General features: G+C 71.9%; 13 protein-coding genes. 5 read left to right on the forward strand and 8 right to left on the reverse strand.

All coding sequences use genetic code 11. The features are described 5' to 3' along the window. Positions 1–6: 6 nt before the first annotated feature. From AB0F10_RS09435 to mfd, 3 genes are read right to left on the reverse strand one after another with little or no spacing between them, the layout of a single operon-like run. Positions 7–1,002, reverse strand: a complete 996-nt coding sequence (locus AB0F10_RS09435) for a MazG family protein (protein WP_360621819.1) — start codon at positions 1,000–1,002, stop codon at positions 7–9. Next, positions 1,002–1,778 (reverse strand): hypothetical protein, encoded by a 777-nt coding sequence (locus AB0F10_RS09440; RefSeq protein ID WP_360621821.1) that lies wholly within the window; start codon positions 1,776–1,778, stop codon positions 1,002–1,004. Before AB0F10_RS09440 ends, AB0F10_RS09435 begins: the two co-directional genes overlap by 1 nt. A 56-nt stretch (positions 1,779–1,834) precedes the next feature. After that, a complete protein-coding gene (gene mfd / locus AB0F10_RS09445; RefSeq protein WP_360621823.1) occupies positions 1,835–5,452 on the reverse strand; it encodes a transcription-repair coupling factor in 3,618 nt (1,205 codons plus the stop codon). A 190-nt stretch (positions 5,453–5,642) separates the two neighbouring features. Between mfd and AB0F10_RS09450 the strand changes: the two genes are divergently transcribed. The 4 genes from AB0F10_RS09450 to AB0F10_RS09465 all read left to right on the forward strand — a co-directional run bounded on the left by AB0F10_RS09450 (position 5,643) and on the right by AB0F10_RS09465 (position 12,345). Then, complete coding sequence (locus tag AB0F10_RS09450; protein ID WP_360621825.1) at positions 5,643–7,433, forward strand: hydrogenase maturation protein; 1,791 nt, start codon at positions 5,643–5,645, stop codon at positions 7,431–7,433. Positions 7,434–7,510: 77 nt separating this feature from the next. Beyond that, on the forward strand, positions 7,511–9,322 hold the full coding sequence (locus AB0F10_RS09455; protein WP_360621827.1) for a glycosyltransferase family 2 protein: 1,812 nt from the start codon (positions 7,511–7,513) through the stop codon (positions 9,320–9,322). Beyond that, complete coding sequence (locus AB0F10_RS09460) at positions 9,319–11,268, forward strand: galactose oxidase-like domain-containing protein (RefSeq protein ID WP_360621829.1); 1,950 nt, start codon at positions 9,319–9,321, stop codon at positions 11,266–11,268. The genes AB0F10_RS09455 and AB0F10_RS09460 overlap by 4 nt, the downstream gene beginning before the upstream one ends. Positions 11,269–11,271: 3 nt before the next feature. Beyond that, a complete protein-coding gene (locus AB0F10_RS09465; protein WP_360621831.1) occupies positions 11,272–12,345 on the forward strand; it encodes a glycoside hydrolase family 6 protein in 1,074 nt (357 codons plus the stop codon). 52 nt (positions 12,346–12,397) lie between these two features. Here the strand turns inward: AB0F10_RS09465 and AB0F10_RS09470 are convergent, their stop codons facing one another. Further along, positions 12,398–13,975: a lysyl oxidase family protein gene (locus tag AB0F10_RS09470; RefSeq protein ID WP_360621833.1), complete on the reverse strand. Its 1,578-nt coding sequence runs from the start codon at positions 13,973–13,975 to the stop codon at positions 12,398–12,400. Positions 13,976–14,147: 172 nt separating this feature from the next. On the opposite strand from AB0F10_RS09470, the gene ppc reads away from it, so the two are divergent. Continuing rightward, on the forward strand, positions 14,148–16,943 hold the full coding sequence (gene ppc / locus AB0F10_RS09475; RefSeq protein WP_360621835.1) for a phosphoenolpyruvate carboxylase: 2,796 nt from the start codon (positions 14,148–14,150) through the stop codon (positions 16,941–16,943). A 74-nt stretch (positions 16,944–17,017) separates the two neighbouring features. On the opposite strand, the gene AB0F10_RS09480 is transcribed toward ppc, so the two are convergent. From AB0F10_RS09480 to AB0F10_RS09495, 4 genes are read right to left on the reverse strand one after another with little or no spacing between them, the layout of a single operon-like run. Then, on the reverse strand, positions 17,018–17,728 hold the full coding sequence (locus AB0F10_RS09480) for an ABC transporter permease (RefSeq protein ID WP_360621837.1): 711 nt from the start codon (positions 17,726–17,728) through the stop codon (positions 17,018–17,020). A gap of 1 nt (position 17,729) precedes the next feature. Beyond that, positions 17,730–18,641, reverse strand: a complete 912-nt coding sequence (locus AB0F10_RS09485; protein ID WP_360621839.1) for an ABC transporter ATP-binding protein — start codon at positions 18,639–18,641, stop codon at positions 17,730–17,732. Continuing rightward, on the reverse strand, positions 18,638–19,501 hold the full coding sequence (locus AB0F10_RS09490) for an ABC transporter permease (RefSeq protein WP_360621841.1): 864 nt from the start codon (positions 19,499–19,501) through the stop codon (positions 18,638–18,640). The genes AB0F10_RS09485 and AB0F10_RS09490 overlap by 4 nt, the downstream gene beginning before the upstream one ends. Continuing rightward, the gene (locus AB0F10_RS09495; RefSeq protein WP_360621843.1) at positions 19,494–20,405 is read right to left on the reverse strand and encodes an ABC transporter ATP-binding protein; all 912 of its coding nucleotides are present in this window, start codon (positions 20,403–20,405) and stop codon (positions 19,494–19,496) included. Before AB0F10_RS09495 ends, AB0F10_RS09490 begins: the two co-directional genes overlap by 8 nt. Positions 20,406–20,426 lie beyond the last annotated feature (21 nt).

Raw genomic sequence — 20,426 nt, forward strand, 5'->3', positions numbered from 1 at the left:
CGAAATCTACTCGGCGGGTGCGACACTCTCGTGCGCCGCGCCATCGCGAGCCTCAGCCTCCCCGCGGCGGATCTCCTCGGCGAGCTCGATCGCCGCCTGCCGCAGCGCGGCCTCCGGGTCCTGGCCGTCGGCCCCGGCGCCGGCGACCAGCCGCAGCAGCGTCGCGCCGAGGTCCGGCCCCGACGGCAGCGGCACGTCCAGCCCGGCCCGGGAGGCGCGCTGGATCATCTTCGCCGCCAGCGCCAGCGCGGGCTGGCTCAGCGCGATCCCGTCGAGGACCGAATCCCGCGACTTCTCGGCCTTCTTGATGCGTTCCCAGTTGTCGATGATCTCCTCGACGCTGCCGACGCTCTCGCCGGCGAAGACGTGCGGGTTGCGCCGCACCATCTTGTCGACCAGTCCCCCGGCGACGTCGTCGATGCTCCAGCGCTCGTCGGAGTCCAGGTTCTCGGCGAGCCGGGCGTGCAGCACCACCTGCAGGAGCACGTCGCCGAGCTCCTCACGCAGCGCGGAAAGGTCACCGGAGACGATCGCGTCGTACGCCTCGTAGCTCTCCTCCAGCAGGTACTGCGCCAAACTCGCGTGCGTCTGCTGCCGCTTCCACGGGTCGCCGCCGGGCGACGCCAGCCGGTCCATCACGGCCACCGCGTCGAGCAGCCGGGCGCCGGGCGGGTCCCACGAGCCGTAGCAGAGCTCGAGCTCGGCCAGGGAGGGTTCCCGGGCGAGCCGCAGCCCGAGCCGCCGGGCGAAGTCCTCGTCGCCGGTCGCCCCGCCCAGCCAGATCACCGTCTGGTGCGAGGCCAGGGCCGCGACCAGCGCCTCCGGGTCGGGCTCGACCACGTCGACGGTCACCCCGCAGGACCGCAGCGCCCGCGCCTGATCGCCGTCGGCGGCCGTGAAGACCGGATGCGCGCGGACCAGGTCCCAGGCCGTGGCCGTGAGCAGGCCGGCCGGCAGCCGCGGGGACGTGACCAGCAGGACGATGCGTCCGGCCGTGGACATCAGGGTCCGCTGGCGACGAACGGCGCCTGGGTGCCTTCCGCGGCGAGCGGCGCCGTGACCAGCGGGACCAGGGTGTTGTTGGGCCGCGCCGACAGCAGGTCCAGCTCCTGGGTGCCGTAGCGCGGGTTCGGCTTCACATCCTCGGCCTCGACGACCTTGGCGACCTCGTCGCGCAGGCCGAGGCTCTGCTCCAACGTCTTCTGGTCGGCCTCGGAGAGCTGGCTCTTGAACTGCTCGAACGGCGGGAGGTCGCTCGGCGCCGCGGCGTGCAGCTTGTCGTAGACCGAGCGCAGCTCGGCGTCGGTGAGCTCGCCCGGGGGCACCGCCTCCGACAGCGCCGCGCGAAGCTGGTAGGTCCGCGTGTAGAGGCCGGTGTACTCCCACTCCGGCGAGAAGCCGGTGGCCTCGGTGATGTCGGCGACCGTCGGCTTCGCGGCGGGCTGCACGTGGTGTGTCGCCGCGACCTGCTCGAGAATGTCCAGGGTGAGCAGGGTGTTGAGGACGTCCTGCTGCTTGAACGGCATCTGCACCGGCGGCAACGGCTCGGCCGAAGCGCCGGCCGGCTGCTGCTGTTGCTGCTTCAGCAGCAGCGCGTCGCGCGACTCGGTCAGCTTGTCCTCGGCCTGGTCGTAGATCCGGGCGACCTCGGCCGTGGCGATCGTGCCCAGGCTGCCGACATAGGCGGCGACCTCGGGCTCGGCCTGACAGGCGGACAGTCCGCCGACGACGAGGGCGGCGACGACGGCGGTGGATGCGAGTCGGCGGGCACGCTGCATGGGCATGACTCTCTCACGTCCCGAATGCCCTGTACCGCCCGGCCCCGGAAATTGGATCACTTCCGCGCCGGGGCCGGCACCTCACCGAGCACGTCGGAGAGCAGCTGCGCGCACCACCGCAGCAGCGCCTGATCGCGCAGCGGCTCGCCGCCCACCCGGCGGGTGCTCGGGCGCGGCACGCTGACCTGATCGTTGACCTGCTTGTAGACCGAGTCCGGGTGGTAGCGCTTGAGCCGCAGCTGCTTCGAGTCCGGCAGCGGCAGCGGCGAGAACCGCAGGTGCTTGCCCTGCACGGAGACGTCGGTGAGGCCGTACGCGCGGGCGACCAGGCGGAACCGGGCCACCTCGATCAGGTTGACGACCTGCTCCGGCGGCTCGCCGTAGCGGTCCGTCATCTCGGCCACCACCTCGTCGAGGCGGGCGTTGTCCCGGGCCTCGGCCAGCTTGCGGTACATCTCCAGGCGCAGCCGCTCCACCGAGATGTAGTCGGTCGGCAGGTGGGCGTCGATCGGCAGGTCCACCTTGACCTCCGGCTCCTCCTCGGGCCGCTCGCCCTTGAAGGCGCTTACCGCCTCGCCGACCATCCGCACGTACAGGTCGAAGCCGACGCCCTCGATGTGGCCGGACTGCTCGCCGCCGAGCAGGTTGCCGGCGCCGCGGATCTCGAGGTCCTTCATGGCCACGTACATGCCCGCGCCGAGCTCGGTGTGCTGGGCGATGGTGGCGAGCCGCTCGTGCGCCGTCTCGGTCAGCGGCTTCTCGCGCGGATAGAGGAAGTACGCGTACGCGCGCTCGCGCCCGCGGCCGACCCGGCCGCGGATCTGGTGCAGCTGGGAGAGGCCGAGCAGGTCGGCGCGCTCGACGATGAGGGTGTTGGCGTTCGGGATGTCGATGCCGGACTCGACGATGGTCGTGCAGACCAGGACGTCGAACTCCTTCTCCCAGAAGCCGACCATCACCTTCTCCAGCGCGTCCTCGCCCATCTGCCCGTGCGCGATCGCGACCCGGGCCTCGGGCACCAGCTCGCGCAGCCGCCGGGCCGCCTTGTCGATCGACTCGACCCGGTTGTGCAGGAAGAAGACCTGGCCGTCGCGGAGCAGCTCGCGGTGGATGGCCGCGGCCACCTGCTTGTCGTCGTACGCCCCGACGAACGTCAGGACCGGGTGCCGCTCCTCGGGCGGGGTGGCGATCGTCGACATCTCCCGGATGCCGGTGATCGCCATCTCCAGCGTTCGCGGGATCGGCGTGGCCGACATGGTCAGCACGTCGACGGACGCCCGCAGGGTCTTGAGCTGCTCCTTGTGCTCGACGCCGAAGCGCTGCTCCTCGTCGACGATGACCATGCCGAGGTTCTTGAAGCGGGTCGCCGCGGCCAGCAGCCGGTGGGTGCCGATGACGATGTCGACGGCACCGCTGGCCGCCTCCTCGAGCGTCTGCGTGGCCTCCTTCGGCGTCTGGAAGCGGGAGAGCTGCTTGATCGTCACCGGGAACTGGCTCATCCGCTCGGCGAACGTGTTGAAGTGCTGCTGGGCGAGGAGCGTCGTCGGCACCAGGATGGCGACCTGCTTGCCGTCCTGCACCGCCTTGAACGCCGCCCGGACCGCGATCTCGGTCTTGCCGTAGCCGACGTCGCCGCAGATCAGCCGGTCCATCGGCACGGCCAGCTCCATGTCCTGCTTGACCTCGACGATCGCGGCCATCTGGTCGGGCGTCTCGGTGTAGGGGAACGCGTCCTCCAGCTCGCGCTGCCACGGGGTGTCCGGGCCGAACGCGTGGCCCTTGGAGGCCTGCCGGGCCGCGTACAGCTGGATGAGCTGGGCCGCGATCTCGCGGACGGCCTTGCGCGCGCGGGCCTTGCTCTTCTGCCAGTCGGAGCCGCCCATCTTGTGCAGGGCCGGCGACTCGCCGCCGACGTAGCGGGAGAGCTGGTCGAGCTGGTCGGTGGGCACGAAGAGCCGGTCGCCGGGCTGGCCGCGCTTGGAGGCCGCGTACTCGATCACCATGTATTCGCGCTCGGCGCCGTTGACCGTGCGCTGCACCAGCTCGACGTACCTGCCGATGCCGTGCTGCTCGTGCACGACGAAGTCGCCCGGCTTCAGCTCCAGCGGGTCGATCGTGTTGCGCCGCCGGCTCGGCATCCGGCGCATGTCCTTGGTGGACGCGCCCCGCCCGCCGGTGATGTCGTTGCCGGTGATGACGGCGAGCTTCGAGCCCTCGTCGATGAAGCCGTGGTTGAGCCCGCCGCAGGTGACGAGGAGCTGGCCCGGCTCGATGCGGGTCGCGATGGTGTCGACCGGGGTGACGCCGAGGCCGGCGTCGCGCAGCAGCTCGGTGGCGCGCTGCGCGGTGCCGTGTCCCTCGAATACCAGCGCGATCGCCCACTGATCGGCGGCCCAGCGCCGCAGGTCGGCGGTGAGCTTGGCGGTGTCGCCGTGGTAGAGCGGCACCGGCTGGGCGGGCAGGGCGATGGCGTCGCCCAGGTCGGGCGACACCTCGACGGCCGGCGTCTCCAGCCACGGTGTCTCGGACTCGGCGGCCTCGGACTCGGCCAGCCCGAACGGCGAGACCGTCCACCACGGCTGGCGCAGGACCGCCGCGTGCGCGCGTACGTCCGCGAGGGTCTTGAAGGCGGCGGCGCCGACGTCGATCGGCGCGTCGCCGCCGACGGCGGCCGCGGCCCAGCTGGCCTCGAGGAACTCGTCGGAGGTGCGGGTCAGGTCGTGTGCCCGGGTGCGGATCCGCTCGGGGTCGCAGAGCAGCACGTGGGTGCCGCGCGGCATGCAGTCGACCAGCAGCTCCATGGAGTCCGTGCCCTGCAGGAGCGCGGGCGCCAGCGACTCCATGCCCTCGACCGGGATGCCCTCGGCCAGCTTGTCGAGGATCTCGGCGATCTCGGGGTGCTGCTCGGCCAGCTCGGCGGCCCGGGCCCGGACGGCCGGGGTGAGCAGCAGCTCGCGGCACGGCGGCGCCCAGAGCCGCTCGACCGCGTCGATGGTGCGCTGGTCGGCGACGGCGAAGGTGCGGATCTCCTCCACCTCGTCGCCCCAGAACTCGACCCGGGACGGGTGCTCGTCGGTGGGCGGGAAGACGTCGAGGATGCCGCCGCGCACGGCGAACTCGCCGCGCTTGGTGACCAGGTCGACCCGCGCGTACGCCATGTCGGTGAGCCGCCGGGCGACGCCCTCCAGCTCGGCGCCGCCGCCGGGGGTCAGCTCCACCGGCTCGAGGTCGCCGAGGCCCTTGAGCTGCGGCTGCAGCAGGCTGCGGACCGGCGCGACGACGACCTGGACCGGCTCGCCGCCGGAGCCGCCCGGGTGGGCGAGGCGGCGCAGCACGGCCAGCCGGCGCCCGACGGTGTCGGAGCGCGGCGAGAGCCGCTCGTGCGGCAGCGTCTCCCAGGACGGGAAGACGGCGACCCGGCCGGGCGGGATCAGGTCGCCGAGCGCGGCGGCGAGGTCGTCGGCCTCGCGGCTGGTCGCGGTCACGGCGAGCACGGGGCGCCCGGCGCCGCCCGTCTCGGCCGGTCCGGCGACTGCGGCGACCACGAACGGGCGCAGCGAGGCGGGTGCGGTCAGATCGAGCGCGTCGGAGTCGGCCCCGCCTACCGCCAGGTCGCGGGCCCGGGCCAGCCCGCGATCACGCAGGGCGGCCGGGATCAGGCCACTGAGTTGCATGGAAAAAGACCCCCGGGAGGCACATCGAAAAACCCCGGCGCCAGTTGGACGGGGGGTATGCCCCAAGCTTAGTCCGCCTACCGGCACCAACGGCGCGACGGACCGCTATCGGACCGCATGTCCGACACGGCATCGAACGGGAAGCCAGTGCTGCCCGGCCGCCGTGGGGGGAGTTGTCTGGGGAGGCAATGTGCGGGTTCGGCTGCTCGTGTCGACGTTCAACGGTCTGAGTCAGCGGGTCTGGTGCGCGCTGCGGGAGGCGGGCCACGACGTCGGGGTCCTGGTCGCCACCGGACCGCAGGACGTCGTCGACGGCGTGCGGGCCGCGCAGCCCGAATTGATCATCTGCCCGTTCCTCAGGGAACGGGTTCCCGCCGCCGTCTGGCAGCACCATCGCACGGTGGTCATCCATCCCGGCCCGGTCGGCGACCGCGGGCCGTCGTCGCTGGACTGGGCGATCACCGAGGGCGCACCCACCTGGGGCGTCACCGCCCTGCAGGCGGGCGAGGAGATGGACGCCGGGCCGGTGTGGGCCACCCGCACGTTCCCGATGCCGGCCGCCGCGCCGCGCAAGTCGTCGCTCTACAACGGACCGGTCGCCGACGCTGCCGTCGAGTGCGTCCTCGAGGTGGTCGCCAAGGCCGCCGACACCGCGTACCGGCCGACGCCCGCGACCGAGATCACCTGCGAGGTGCCGGGCACCGGAAGCCGGCCCGCCATGAAGCAGGCGGACCGCGCCTTCGACTGGACGCAGCCCACCGAGCACATCATCCGGCGGATCCGCGCGGCGGACGCCGCCCCCGGCGTGCGCACGACGCTGGCCGGGCTCGAGGTCTTCGCCTACGACGCGCACCCGGGCCTGGCCCGGGGCGCCCGCCCGGGCGCCCTGCTCGGCCGGCGGCAGGGTGCCGTCCTGGTCGGCACCGGCGACGGCAGCGTCTGGCTCGGCCATCTGCGTGACGCCTCGCAGTCTCGGCCGATCAAGCTGCCCGCGACCACGCTGCTCGGCAAGCTGCTGCGCGGCGTGGCCGACTCGAGCCTGCCGCCCGGCACGGAACCCGAGGGCCCGTCGTACCGGCAGGTGCGGTACCGGCGATCCGGGGCGGTCGGCTGGCTGGCGTTCGACTTCTACAACGGCGCGATGTCGACCGGGCACTGCCGCCGGCTGCTGGCCGCGTTCCGGCACGCCGCGGCGCAGGACACCCGGGTGCTGGTGCTGCGCGGCGGCACCGACACGTTCAGCAACGGGATACACCTGAACGTCATCGACGCCGCCGGCGATCCCGCGGCGGCCGCCTGGGCGAACATAAAGGCGATGAACGCGGTGTGCCGGGAGATCATCACCTGCACCCGGCAGGTCGTGGTCTCCGCGTACGCGGGCAGCGCCGGCGCCGGCGGCGTGATGCTCGGGCTGGGCGCCGACATCGTCGCGGCCCGCCGCGGCGTGGTCCTGAACCCCTACTACGACATGGGCCTGTACGGCTCCGAACTGCACACCTTCACGCTGCCCCGGCGGGTCGGCCCGGACACCGCGCAGGGGCTCATCGACGCGAAGCTGCCGGTCAGCGCCGAGCAGGCCGAGTCGCTGGGCCTGATCGACGAGGTCGGCCCGCGGCACCCGGAGGCGTACGGGGAGTGGCTGACCGCGCTTGCCCTGCGGCACGCCGACGCCCGGGACGCCCGCCGGCGCCAGGCGGCCAAGGCGAAGCGGCTCGCGGGCGAACGGGTGCCGCTGGACGTCTACGAGGCCCGCGAACTGGCGGAGATGAGCAGCGACATATTCGCCGACCGGTCCGGTTTCACCGCCGCCCGGCGGGCGTTCGTCGGCAAGGTCCCGCCGACCGGCACCCCCGCCCGGCTGCTGCTGAGGCAGCACGCCGAGCAGTCCACCCGCCCGCGCCAGGCGAGCCGCCCGCGGGCCGGCGCCCCGGCGGCCGACCCCGAGGTGCGGGTCCGCTCGGCCGTGCCGATGTCGGCCTGAGCACGCGCAGACGACGGCGAGCGCCCGCGGGTGTTCGCCGACACCACCATGTCCGGGTCCGAGGTGAGAGGACGCCGATGAGCGGCGAAGGAATCCCCGCGGCCAGAGCTGCGGTCGACCCCGCGCTCGCGCGAGCCCTGAACACGCCGACCGTGCTGCTGCCCGGCCGGTACCAGTACATCAGCTACAGCGTCCTGGCCGGACCGGCCGAGGTTCCCGGCGAGGGGCCGCGGCGGGTCAGGATGCGCCCGCTGGCCCAGCGCCGGCCGATAGCCACCGTCCTGATCACGCTCTTCGCCTTCATGTTCGAGAGCACGTTCTTCGCCTGGCTGCTCTCCTCGATCGAGGTGCCGGACCGGCGCCTGTACACCTGGCTGTACACCGCCACCGTCGTCATGATCGTGGCGACCGCGCTGATCGAGTTGTTCCGGCTGGTCAACGTCGTGACGCTGTGCCTGGCGACGCTCTGGGCCCGCGACCCGGTGCCGATGGTCCCGGACCCGGCCCTGCGGGTCGCGTTCCTCACCACGATCGTGCCGGGCAAGGAACCCGTCGACATGGTCGAGCGGACCCTGCGCGCCGCCCGGGCGATCCGGCACGCCGGCCGCTACGACGTGTGGCTGCTCGACGAGGGCGACGACGCCGAGGTACGCCAGATGTGCGAGCGGATCGGCGTGCGGCACTTCAGCCGCAAGGGACGGGCCGAATACAACACCACCGCGGGCGCGTTCAAGACCAGGACCAAGCACGGCAACTACAACTCCTGGGTCGACGCCAACGGCGACGACTACGACGTCTTCGTCTCGGTCGACCCCGACCACGTTCCGCTGCCCAACTTCTGCGAACGCCTGCTCGGCTACTTCCGCGACCCCGACGTCGCCTTCGTCGTGGGCCCGCAGATCTACGGCAACTACGACAACGTCGTGACCCGCTGGGCCGAGTCGCAGCAGTACCTGTTCCATTCGCTGCTGCAGCGCGCGGGCAACCGGCTGGGTGTGTCCATGTTGGTCGGCACGAACAACGCCGTGCGGATCTCGGCGCTGCGCGGCATCGGCGGCCTGCAGGACTCCATCACCGAGGACATGGCCACCAGCCTGGTGATGCACAGTGGACGCAACCCGGACTCGGGCGCGCGCTGGCGCTCGGTCTACACCCCCGACGTGCTCGCCGTCGGGGAGGGGCCGTCGTCGTGGACCGACTACTTCAGCCAGCAGCACCGCTGGTCGCGCGGCACCGACGAGGTCGTCGTCACGTCGTTCGCGAAGTTCATGTGGCGGCTCGGCTTCCGGCGCGGGCTGCACTACGCGCTGCTGACGTCGTACTACCCGCTGACCGCGCTGGCCTGGCTGCTCGGCGCCGTGAACGCCGTCTGCTACCTGGTGCTCGGCGCCAAGGGCGTGCAGGTGCCGCAGCAGGTCTGGCTGATGCTCTATGTGGACGCCGCGCTGTTCCAGGTGGGTCTCTACGTCTGGAACCGCCGGCACAACACCAGCCCGCACGAGGAGGCCGGCTCGTCCGGGCTCACCGGCATGGTCATGTCGACGCTGTCGACGCCGATCTACGTGTCGTCCTTCCTCGGCGCGCTGCTGCGCCGCCGCACCGGCTTCGTGGTGACCCCGAAGGGCGACTCGGCCAGCCCGGACCGGCTGGCGACGTTCGCGCCCGGCCTGCGCTGGGCCGCGTTCTACGTCACGCTGCTTCTCTCGGCGCCGATCGGTGCGCACGTGCACGGCGCGATGTGGCTGTGGCCGGCCATCAACCTCGTGATCTGCCTCATGCCGCCGGCGATCTGGGCCGGCCAGGAACACCAGCGCCGCCGGGCCGCACCGCCGCCCGGGGGCGCACTGCCCGAGAAAAGTGCCGAGGAACCCGTGGAGTCGTACGCATGAAACCCCGCCCCCGCCCGTCGACGGCCCGCCGCCTGCTGAGCGGAGCGATCGGTCTTGTCGTCCTGAGCCTGCTCGTCTTCGTCAACCAGCCGATGGTGGCGTTCGGCTCGAACGCCCTGCACGACTTCACCATCAACCGGCTGTCCTACAAGCAGAAGTACGGACACTGGGCGCGGCTGCCGGTGCCGCTGAAGTTCCGGGTGAACGCGATCCACGCGGCGCTGCTGCACACCGGCAAGGTGCTGATCATCGCGGGCAGCGGCAACAACCGGGAGAACTTCGAGGCCGGCACGTTCCGGTCGATCCTGTACGACCCCGCCAAGGACTCGTTCACCGAGGTGCCGACGCCGACCGACGTGTTCTGCGCCGGGCACACCTTCCTGCCCGACGGCAACCTGCTGATCGCGGGCGGCACGAAGTCGTACGAGGTCCTGGAGAAGGACATCACGCACGCCGCCGGGGTCATGAAGATCAAGAATGAGTCGCCGGCGGGCGGCCCCCGGGTCTTCCCGAAGGGCACCCGGCTGACCGCGAAGGACGGCAGGGTCTACCTGACCCGCGCCGACGTGACCGTGCCGGCGGCGATCGCTATGCAGCACGGTGACGAGGTGATGACGCACGCCGGCGAGGCCGAGGTCTGGGTCGACGCCGAGGCCGCCGGCGACGCGTCGATCGTCGACCACCCGGCGCAGTACGCGGTCGCGGGCCTGACCGGCCTGGATCAGCGCAACATCTACGGCCTCTCCGACAAGATCACCCGGGAGAAGCAGGAGTACGGCGGCGACCGGACGTCGTACGAGTTCGACCCGGACACCGAGCGCTACGTGCGCAGCGGCGACATGGTCCACAGCCGCTGGTACCCGACGCTGGCCGAGCTGCCGGACGGCGGCGTGCTTGCGGTTTCCGGGCTGGACGAGTTCGGCCGGATGCTGCCCGGCGACAACGAGAGCTACGACCGCACGACGAAGCGCTGGACGGCCGCGCCGAAGCTCAAGCGGGTCTTCCCCACCTATCCGGGGCTGCACCTGACGGCCGACAACCGGCTGTTCTTCTCCGGATCGAACTCGGGCTACGGCTCGGACACCGTCGGCCGCACCCCCGGGTTGTGGGACCTGACGAACAACGAGTTCCAGGTCGTTCCCGGGCTGCCGGATCCGCGGATGACCGAGACGAGTTCGTCGGTGCTGCTGCCGCCGGCGCAGGACCAGCGGGTGATGATCTTCGGCGGCGGCGAGGTGGGCGAGTCGCCCGTCTCCACCCGGCGCACCGCGATCGCCGACCTGGACGAGCCGAAGCCCGTCTACCGGCCCGGCCCGGACCTGCCGCAGCCGACGCGCTATCTGAGCACCGTGCTGCTGCCCGACGACTCCGTGCTGACCACCGGCGGTTCGTCCGGCTACCGCGGCGGCGAATACCGCGGCCAGAGCCGGAGCGACCTGTTCAACGTGCAGATCTACCGGCCCGCCCGGGAACGGTTCGAGACCGCGGCCGAGTCGAGCGTCGGGCGCAACTACCACTCCGAGGCGCTGCTGCTGCCCGACGGCCGGGTCATCACGCTGGGCAGCGACCCGCTCTACGACGCGGCCGGCGAGAACCCGGGCACGTTCGAGCAGCGGATCGAGGTGTACTCCCCGCCGTACCTGTTCGCGGGCGAGCGGCCGGTCGTCGGCGCCGGGCCGGCCATCGTGCAGCGCGGCGGGAAGGCCGACTTCGCCACGCCGGACGCCGGGCGCATCCGCACCGCCCGGCTGATGCGGCCCGGCGCGGTCACCCACGTCACCGACGTGGACCAGCGGTCGGTCGCCCTCGACCTGGCGCGCTCCGCCGGCGGGGTCACCCTGAAGGTCCCGAAGGCCAAGGGCCTCGTCCCCTCCGGCTGGTACATGCTGTTCCTGATCGACGACAAGGGCGTGCCGTCGACCGGCCGCTGGGTCCAGGTGCGCTGAGCGATGTCCCGACTCGCCCGCTCGATACGGCAGCGCTGGCCGATGGTGGCCGCCGGGCTCTGTTTCGCGCTCGTCGTCGCCGCCATCGTGACCCGCTCGATGCGCGGCGACGACTCCCCGGTGGTGTCCGGGCCGGCGGCGGTGGCGAGCCCGCTACCGAATGTCCCGGCGGGCGGCGGGCGGCTCTCGGACTTCCGGCTCTACGTCGATCCGCACGGTGCCGCCGCGGAACAGGCCGCGGAGCTGGAGCGCGCCGGGAACACCGCCGACGCCCGGCTCATCCGGCGCATCGCCGACCGGCCGACCGCGACGTGGTTCGCCGACGCGGCGCCCGGCTACTCCCAGCGGGCCTGGCGGCTGGTCACGGCCGCCGCCGCGGCGGGCCAGTTGCCGGTGCTCACGCTCTACAACATCCCCGGCCGGGACTGCTCCGGCCACTCGGCGGGCGGCGCGGTCGACGCCGCGGACTACCGGACCTGGGTGCAGGCGCTGGCGGGCTCGCTGAAGGGGCACCGGGCGCTGATCGTGCTCGAGCCCGACGCGATCGCGCAGGCGGTGCAGGGCTGCCTGAGCGAGGAGGACGCCGACCAGCGCTACGCGTTGCTGGCCGAGGCCGTCGAGACGCTGCGGGCGGTGCCGGGCGTGCTGGTCTATCTGGACGCGGGCAACCCGACCTGGATCACCCAGCCGGCCCGGCTGGCCGCCGCGCTGAACAAGTCCGGCATCGGCCGGGCGTACGGCTTCGCGCTCAACGTGGCCAACTTCGAGACGACCGCGGACAACATCGCGTACGGGAGCCGGCTGTCCACGTTGCTCGGCGGCGCGCACTTCGTCGTCGACACCAGCCGCAACGGCAACGGGCCCGCGCAGCAGGGCGCGGGCGACCGGCACTGGTGCAATCCGCCGGGGCGCTCGCTCGGCGAGGAGCCGACGACCCGGACCGGTGTGCCGCTCGCCGACGCGTTCCTGTGGGTCAAGCGGCCGGGCGAGTCCGACGGCGCCTGCGGCAGCGACGCGCCGCCGGCCGGGCAGTGGTGGCCCCGGTACGCCCTCGACCTCGCCCGGCCGCCGTCCTGACCGGCGGGCACCGACCCCACGCTGGGTCGGTGCCCGCCGGCCGTCCGGAGGGTCAGCCCTCGATGCCGTTGACCGGCGGCACCTCGAGGGTGCGCGCGGCCGCCGTGCCGCCCAGGATGATCTTTCGGAGCGCCGAGTTGTTGGTCGTGCTCAGCTCGGTCAGCTTGTTGCTCGGGTTCGCCTTGACCTGGATGTAGTACGTGCCGTTCGGCAGGTCGGTGACCTCGAAGGACTGGCCGGGCCGGTCCTGCGTGTAGGTGTCGCCGCTGCCGATGTCGAGCACCTCACGCACCGCGACGGCCGTGTTCTGTCCGCACGAGCTGGAGAGGTCGGTGTTGTCCGGGCGCCACTTGGCGTTCGGGATGGTGTAGTCGACCGCGTCGGTGTTGGCCAGGCAGAACGCCTCCTTGCCGCTGCGCACGGCCACCTTGGCGTCGGCACCGAGCAGGTTGTACTGGGCGAAGTCGGTGAAGTGCCAGTGCCGGTGCCCCTCGCGCGCGTCCCACTCCATGGTGCCGGCGGCGACCGAGCCGACCTCCTTGCCCTTGGCGTCGAAGAAGTACTGGTACGCGTCCATCAGCTCGGTGCCGGTCCGCCGGAAGCCGTCGACCAGCAGCGGCGACGTGCCGCCGTTCCAGACGGTGGCGCCGAAGTTGACGAACGACTTCCCGTTCTCCTGCGACAGCGAGATGCCCCACGCGGGCAGCGAACGCAGGTCGGGCCGCGGGCCCCTGGCGAGGGTCGAGGCCTTGACCGCGTTCGGCCGCTTCGCCGGCGGCCGGAAGCCCGGCTTGTACGCGGAGATCTGCAGGTCCGCGTCGCCCTGGCCGGCGTGCTCGCCGTGCTCGGCGACCGCGGCCGCCGTGGCGGTGCTCTCGCCCGCCTGCGCCGCCTTGACCTTGGCCCGGCCGGCCTCGGCGGCGTCCTTGCCCTCGTCGATCGTCTCGACCTTGACGTTGACCGTCAGCGTCGAGCTGCTCGCGGCGATCTTGAAGTAGTCCTGGTACTTCTTGTTCAGCGTGACGGTCGCCGTGTAGTCGCCGTCCGCCAGGTCGAATCCCTCGGTGCGCGGCAGGCTGTCGGTCGTGCCGTTCCAGCCGGCCTGGATGCCCCAGACCGCGCCCAGGTTGAACGGGTTGTATTCGTTGCAGCCCTGCGGGTACGGGTTCTCCGCCGGGGCGTCGCGCCGGGTCCGCGCCGAATCGTAGGAGTTCGGGCAGAAGTCGGTCGAGTAGTCCGCGACCTGCGCGCCGGCCGCGTTCTTGATGGTGATCTTGGTGAAGTCCTTCAGGCCGCCCCAGCCGGTGACCATCCCGGCGGGCAGCGTCACGTTCGACTTCTTGCCGTTCTTGATGACGACCTGATTCGCGACGATCGGGTCGGCGTAGGACTTGCGGGTCGCCCGGATCTCGAACGGGTTCTTGCCCGCGATCACGTTGACGCCCAGATCGAAGTACAGGTAAGCCTGGTCGTCCCAGACGTAGCGCTCGGCGACCACGCTCGAGGTGGCCTGCGTGAACGAAAGCGCCGGCGGCTCGGTGGCGGCGTCCGCCACCCCCATGCCGGCGGCGGCCATGCCGACGGCGGTGGCCACGGCCCCGGCCACCAGTACTCGGGTCCTTCTTGTCATGCTTTTTCCTCCCCGGAACCTTTGTGTGGCTCAGGTAAGCCGGAAAGGCGTGAAGCGGACGTAAGGACGTATGAGACTTACCTCAAATCACGCAGCCCGGGCGGCCCACCGATACGATCTGCAGAGTCGGGACAGCGCCGTCCTTCCGCACGCGATGCAAGGGAGCGCTCCGGTGACGGACCAGCACGGCCAGCTCGACCCCGACGGCCCCGACGCGGCCCTACGCGCCGACATCCGGCGCATCGGCACGTTGCTCGGCCAGACCCTCGCCCGGCAAGAGGGCAAGCCGCTGCTCGACCTGGTCGAGGAGGTGCGCGCGCTGGTCCGGGCCGACGCCCCGGCCGCGGCCGAGCGCCTCGCCGCCCTGGACGTCACGACCGGCACCAAGCTGGCCCGGGCGTTCTCCACCTACTTCCACCTGGCGAACATCACCGAGCAGGTGCACCGCGCCCGCGACCTGCAGCGCCGCCGCGCCCGCGATGGGGGCTGGCTGGACCAGGCCGCCAAGCGGATCGCCGAGCACGGCGTGCCGGCCGAGGAGATCGCCGCCGCCGCCCGCCGGCTGGCCGTGCGCCCGGTCTTCACCGCGCACCCGACCGAGGCTGCCCGGCGCTCGATCCTGTCCAAGCTGCGCCAGCTCGCCGACTCGCTGGACGCCGAGGCGAGCGCCGCGATCCTGTACGGCGCGTCGGACACCACCGCCTCGACGCGGCGCTTCGCCGAGCTGATCGACCTGCTCTGGCAGACCGACGAGCTGCGGCTGGACCGGCCGGACCCGACCGACGAGGCCCGCAACGCGGTCTACTACCTCAAGGACCTGTACGCGGACGCCGCACCGCAGGTGCTCGACGACCTCGCCGAGACGCTGCGCCGGCTCGGCGTGGAGACGGCGCCGACGTCGCGCCCGCTGACCTTCGGCACCTGGATCGGCGGCGACCGCGACGGCAACCCGTTCGTCACCCCGGCCGTCACCCGCGACGTGCTGATGATCCAGCATGAACACGGCATCCAGGCCACCGAGGCGGCGATGGACGCGCTCATCGACGAGCTGTCGGTGTCCCGCCGGCTGCGCGGGGTGTCGCTCGACCTCTCCGCCAGTCTCGCCAACGACCTCGACGCGCTGCGCGAGGTCGCGCCCCGCTTCCGGCGCACCAACGCCGAGGAGCCCTACCGGCTGAAGGTCCGGTGCATCAAGGCCAAGCTCGCCAACACCCGCGAGCGCCTGCACCGCGGCACCGCACACGTGCCGGGCCGCGACTACCTCGGCAGCGAGGAGCTGATCGCCGACCTCGAGCTGATCCGCGCCTCGCTGGCCCGCAACTCCGGGCAGCTCACCGCGGTCGGCACGGTCGCGTCGGCCATCCGTACGGTGTCCAGCTTCGGCCTGCAGCTGGCGACGCTCGACGTGCGCGAGCACGCGGAGAAGCACCACGAGGTCCTGGCGCAGATGTATGCGCGGGTCGGCGAGGTGGACGACTACCTGCTGCTGGACCGCGCCGAGCGCACCAAGCTGCTCGCCACCGAGCTGACCGGGCGCCGGCCGCTGGCCAGCGCCGACACCCCGCTCACCGACTCGGCGCGCAAGACGTTCGACGTGTTCAACACGATCCGCGACTCGCAGGACCGGTTCGGCGCCGAGGTCGTCGAGTCCTACATCATCTCGATGACCCTCGGCGTCGACGACGTGCTCGCCGCGGCCGTGCTCGCCCGCGAGTCCGGCCTGATCGACATCCACACCGGCCGCGCCCGGATCGGCATCGTGCCGCTGCTGGAGACCCCGGCCGAGCTGGACGCCGGCGGCGAGCTGCTGGACGAGATGCTCTCCCTGCCGGCCTACCGGGAGATCGTCAAGGCCCGCGGTGACCTGCAGGAGGTGATGCTCGGCTACTCCGACAGCAACAAGGAGGCCGGGATCACCACCAGCCAGTGGTCGATCCACAAGGCGCAGCGGGCGCTGCGCGACGTGGCGGCCCGGCACGGCGTCCGGCTGCGGCTGTTCCACGGCCGCGGCGGAACGGTCGGCCGCGGTGGCGGCCCGACGCACGAGGCGATCCTGGCCCAGCCGTACGGCACGCTCGACGGCGCGATCAAGGTGACCGAGCAGGGCGAGGTCATCTCCGACAAGTACACGCTGCCGACGCTGGCGCGGGAAAACCTGGAGCTGACCGTCGCGGCGGTGCTGCAGGCGACGCTGCTGCACACCACGCCGTCGGTCGACCTCTCCTCGCTGGCCCGCTGGGACTCGGCGATGGACACCGCCTCGGCGGCCGCCTTCGGGGCGTACCGGGCGCTGGTGGAGAACCCGGACCTGCCGGCGTACTTCTGGGCGGCGACGCCGACCGAGCTGCTGGGCGCGCTGAACATCGGGTCCCGCCCGTCGAAGCGCCCGAACGCGGACGCGGGCCTCGGCGGCCTGCGGGCGATCCCGTGGGTCTTCGGTTGGACGCAGACCCGGCAGATCGTGCCGGGCTGGTTCGGCGTCGGCACCGGCCTCGCCGCGGTCCGCGCGGCCGGCGGCGCGGACGTCCTGCGGGAGATGTTCGCCAACTGGCAGTTCTTCCGCACGTTCATCTCCAATGTGGAGATGATGCTGGCGAAGACGGATCTGAACATCGCCCGGCGCTACGTCGAGACCCTGGTTCCGGCCGAGCTCAAGGGCATCTTCACGACCATCGAGCAGGAGTACGCGAAGACGGTCGAGCAGATCCTGGCCATCACCGGCCGCGACGAGCTGCTCTCCAGAGCGCCGGAGCTGTCGCGCACGCTGGGCGTCCGCGACACGTACCTGGAGCCGCTGCACCACCTGCAGGTGGCGCTGCTGCGGCAGTACCGCGAGCTGAACGACGCCGACGGCGGGGCGCCGACGGGTCCGGGCGCCCGCCGTTCGCCGTCGGACGCGACGGCCCTGGAGCGCGCCCTGCTGACGACGGTCAACGGCATCGCCGCCGGCATGCGCAACACCGGCTGATCCGCACCTCTACGGCGATGGCCGGGCCCTTCGCGGGGCCCGGCCGTCGCCGCAGCTGCGGACTCGAGCGACCGTCAGCTGGTCTCGCCCGCCATGCTGAAGCTGCGCAGCCGGTCCACCGCGGCCGCGGTGCAGCCCAGCACGAAGATCACGGCCATCACGACCGACAGCGTGCCGGACACCTTCGAATCGAGCAGCGTCGTCGGCGCGATCCGGTCCGCGATCGTGATCACGTACTGCTCGATCGACAGCACCCGGGTGCCGCTGACGAAGGTACCCAGCAGGCCTTCCCAGACCAGGATGTAGAGCAGGCCGAGCAGCACCGGCCGGCGGGTCAGCAGGCTGAGCAGCAGGAAGAACGCCGAGTACGCGCAGGCACCGACCGCCGCGGCGGCCGCGAGCCCGAGGCCGAGGCGCACCGAGTCGGCCAGGACGCCCGCCACGAACAGCGGCACCGCCGCCGTCACCGCGCTCACCCCGATCGCCACGCCCAGCTTCGCCAGGATGATGTCGCGGCGGGGCAGCGGCTTCGTCAGGATGTGCACGATCGTGCCGTCGTCCACTTCGGAGCCGAGCACGCCGGTGCCGACGATCAGCGTCACCACCGGCAGCACCACGGCCAGGCCCAGGCCGACCAGCACCGGCGCGCCCCAGTCCGACGGCCGCACGTTGTTGGCCCAGCAGAGCAGGGCCAGGCCGACCAGCAGCGCCGGCAGGGGCAGCAGCAGGAGCACCCGGCGCCGGCCGAACAATCCGCGGGCGGTGATCCACGCAACGGTCGACACGTCAGGCCTCCAGCAGGTAGGAGAAGACACTCTCCAGGGACTCGTCGGACGGCAGCAGCTTGCGCAGCCGGATGCCCTCGTCGATGGCGATGCGCGGCAGGGCGCGGGTGAAGCTGCCGTAGTCGGCGGCGCGGACGGTCAGGCCGGCCTGGTCGATCTCCACGCCGCTCACCGACTTCTCGCCGATCAGCGCCACCGCCAGCCGCCGGTCGTCGGACGACTGGAGCGCGAAGACGTGCGGGCGGTGCGTCATCAGGCGGCGGATCCGGCGGAAGTCGCCGGAGGCCGCCAGCCGGCCGGCCACGATCACCTGCACGGTGCCCGACACCTGCTCGACCTCTTCGAGGATGTGCGAGCTGAACAGGATCGTGTGACCTCGGTCGCCGAGCTCGTGCAGCAGGCTCATCATGTGCATCCGCTGGCGCGGGTCCATGCCGTTGAACGGCTCGTCCAGCAGCAGCACCTGCGGGTTGTGCACCAGCGCCGCGGCGACCCGGGTGCGCTGCCGCATGCCCTTCGAGTACGTCTCGATGCGGCGGTCCGCGGCGTCGGTCATCTCGACCATCTGCAGCGCCCACTCGGTCGCGGCCGCGGGGTCCGGCAGCTTCTGCATCCGGGCGCTGGCCTGCACGAACTCGCGGGCGGTGAGGAAGCCGTGCACCGCCTCGCGCTCCGCGACCAGGCCCAGCCGGCGGTAGATGTCCGGGTTGCGCCAGGTCGACGCGCCGTCGATGGTCACCGAGCCGCGCGACGGCGACAGGAAGCCGGCCATCATGTGCAGCACGGTGGTCTTGCCGGCGCCGTTCGGCCCGAGCAGGCCGGTCACCCCCGGCTCCAGCGTCAAGCTGATGTCGTTGACCGCCACCACGTTGCCGTACCAGCGGGACACGTTCTGAAGCTCCACTGTGGTCACAGCGAGGCCACCCTCCGGTAGCGGGCCAGTAGCAGCAGCAGGCAGGTGGCGATCAGGGTGACGGCCTCGATGGCGTACACCGGGCCGAAGCGGCCGATGTTGAGGCCGGTGTTGGCGCCGGTGATCAGCCACTCGGCGACGCCGCTCACCAGCGTCATCGGACTCGCCAGGAAGGCCAGGTGCTGCGCGGTCGCGGACGGCAGGATCGCCAGCACGCCGACGACCGGCGTGGTCATCAGGAAGACGGCGACGATGCCGCCGGCGGCGAACGCCCGCTTGCCGGTCAGCGACGCCACCAGCAGGCCGATCCCGGTGAACACCAGGGCCCAGAGCAGGCTGTAACCCCACCCCGAGAGCAGCCAGCCGAGCTCCTTCCAGACCCCGGACATGCCCTTGTCGGTGGTGAAGGCGCCGCCGAGGAACAGCACCAGCTGCGGTCCGGCCAGCAGCGCCCAGACCGCGGTCGCCATCGCGGCGACCTTCGCGCCGACGTAGTCGGCGGCGCGCACCGGCCGGCTGAAGTAGAGCGGCAGCACCCCGGAGCGCAGGTCGCGGGAGACCAGTTCCGGCGCCACGATCGCCACGAAGAAGATGATCAGCCAGCTCATCGCGTCCGCGAACTGGATGTAGTTGAGCGGCAGCAGGCCCGTCTGCGCGCGTACCGCGGCGAGGATCACGGCGACCAGGCTGACGATGCCGAAGACCAGCCAGGGGAAGATCTTGGACTTGGCCGTCCGGCCGAAACCGTACGCCGCGCGTACGCCGTGCACGTAGAGCTCGCCGAACACGGCGCCGCGGCCGAGCCTCGGCCCGGTGTAGCGCTGATATCCGATGTCATGAATGACGCTCGACTCAGACATCGGCCTTCTCCCTCATGGCGAAGAGCTCGGCCACCCGGTGGCGTCGCTGGTCCAGGCGGTGCAGGGGCAGGTCCAGGTCGGCGACGGCCCGCAGGATGCTGTCGTAGGTCGCCTCCTGGTCGAGCTGCACGAGCAGCAGCCGGCCGTCCCGGGTCACCGGCAGCCCGAGCGCCAGCAGGGCGGCGGCCAGCTCCTCGGTGCCCTCACTGACCTCGACCGCGAGCACGTCGCGGGCCTCCGTCATCGCCGAGATGCGGTCCGCGCGCAGCAGCCGGCCGCCCTCGATGGCGACCAGCGAGTCGCAGATCCGCTCGACCTCGCCGAGCAGGTGCGAGCAGACCACGACGGAGATGCCGAACTCGGCGCCGATGCGGTGCACGAGCGCCAGCATGGCGTCCCGCCCGGCCGGGTCGAGGCCGTTGGTCGGCTCGTCCAGCAGCAGCAGGTCGGGGTCGTGCACCAGCGCCTGTGCGAGCTTCACCCGCTGCTTCATGCCGGTCGAGTAGCCACCGATCTGCCGGTAGCGCTCCTCGTAGAGCCCGACGTGCCGCAGCGCCTCGGAGGCGCGTTCGCGGGCGGCGGTGCGTGGCAGGCCGCTGATCCGGCCGAGGTGGGTGACGAACTCCGCGGCGGAGACGTCGGGCGGGAGCGCGTCGTGCTCCGGCATGTAGCCGACCTTGGCACGGACCCGGTCGGGCTCGACGGTCGGATCGATATCGAAGACCCGCACGTGCCCGGCCGTCGGCGCGATCAGACCCAGCATGATTTTGATGAAGGTCGACTTGCCGGCGCCGTTGGCGCCGACAAGTCCGATGATCCCGGGTTCGACGGAGACGGTCAGGTCCTGCAGGGCGGTCACCCGCCCGTACGTCTTGGTCAACCCTTGGGTGTCGATGAGGCTCACACAGACAGACTATGAAGAGCT

Origin of the sequence: Actinoplanes sp. NPDC026623, from assembly GCF_040638275.1 — a bacterium.
In the GTDB taxonomy this organism is placed as follows: domain Bacteria; phylum Actinomycetota; class Actinomycetes; order Mycobacteriales; family Micromonosporaceae; genus Actinoplanes.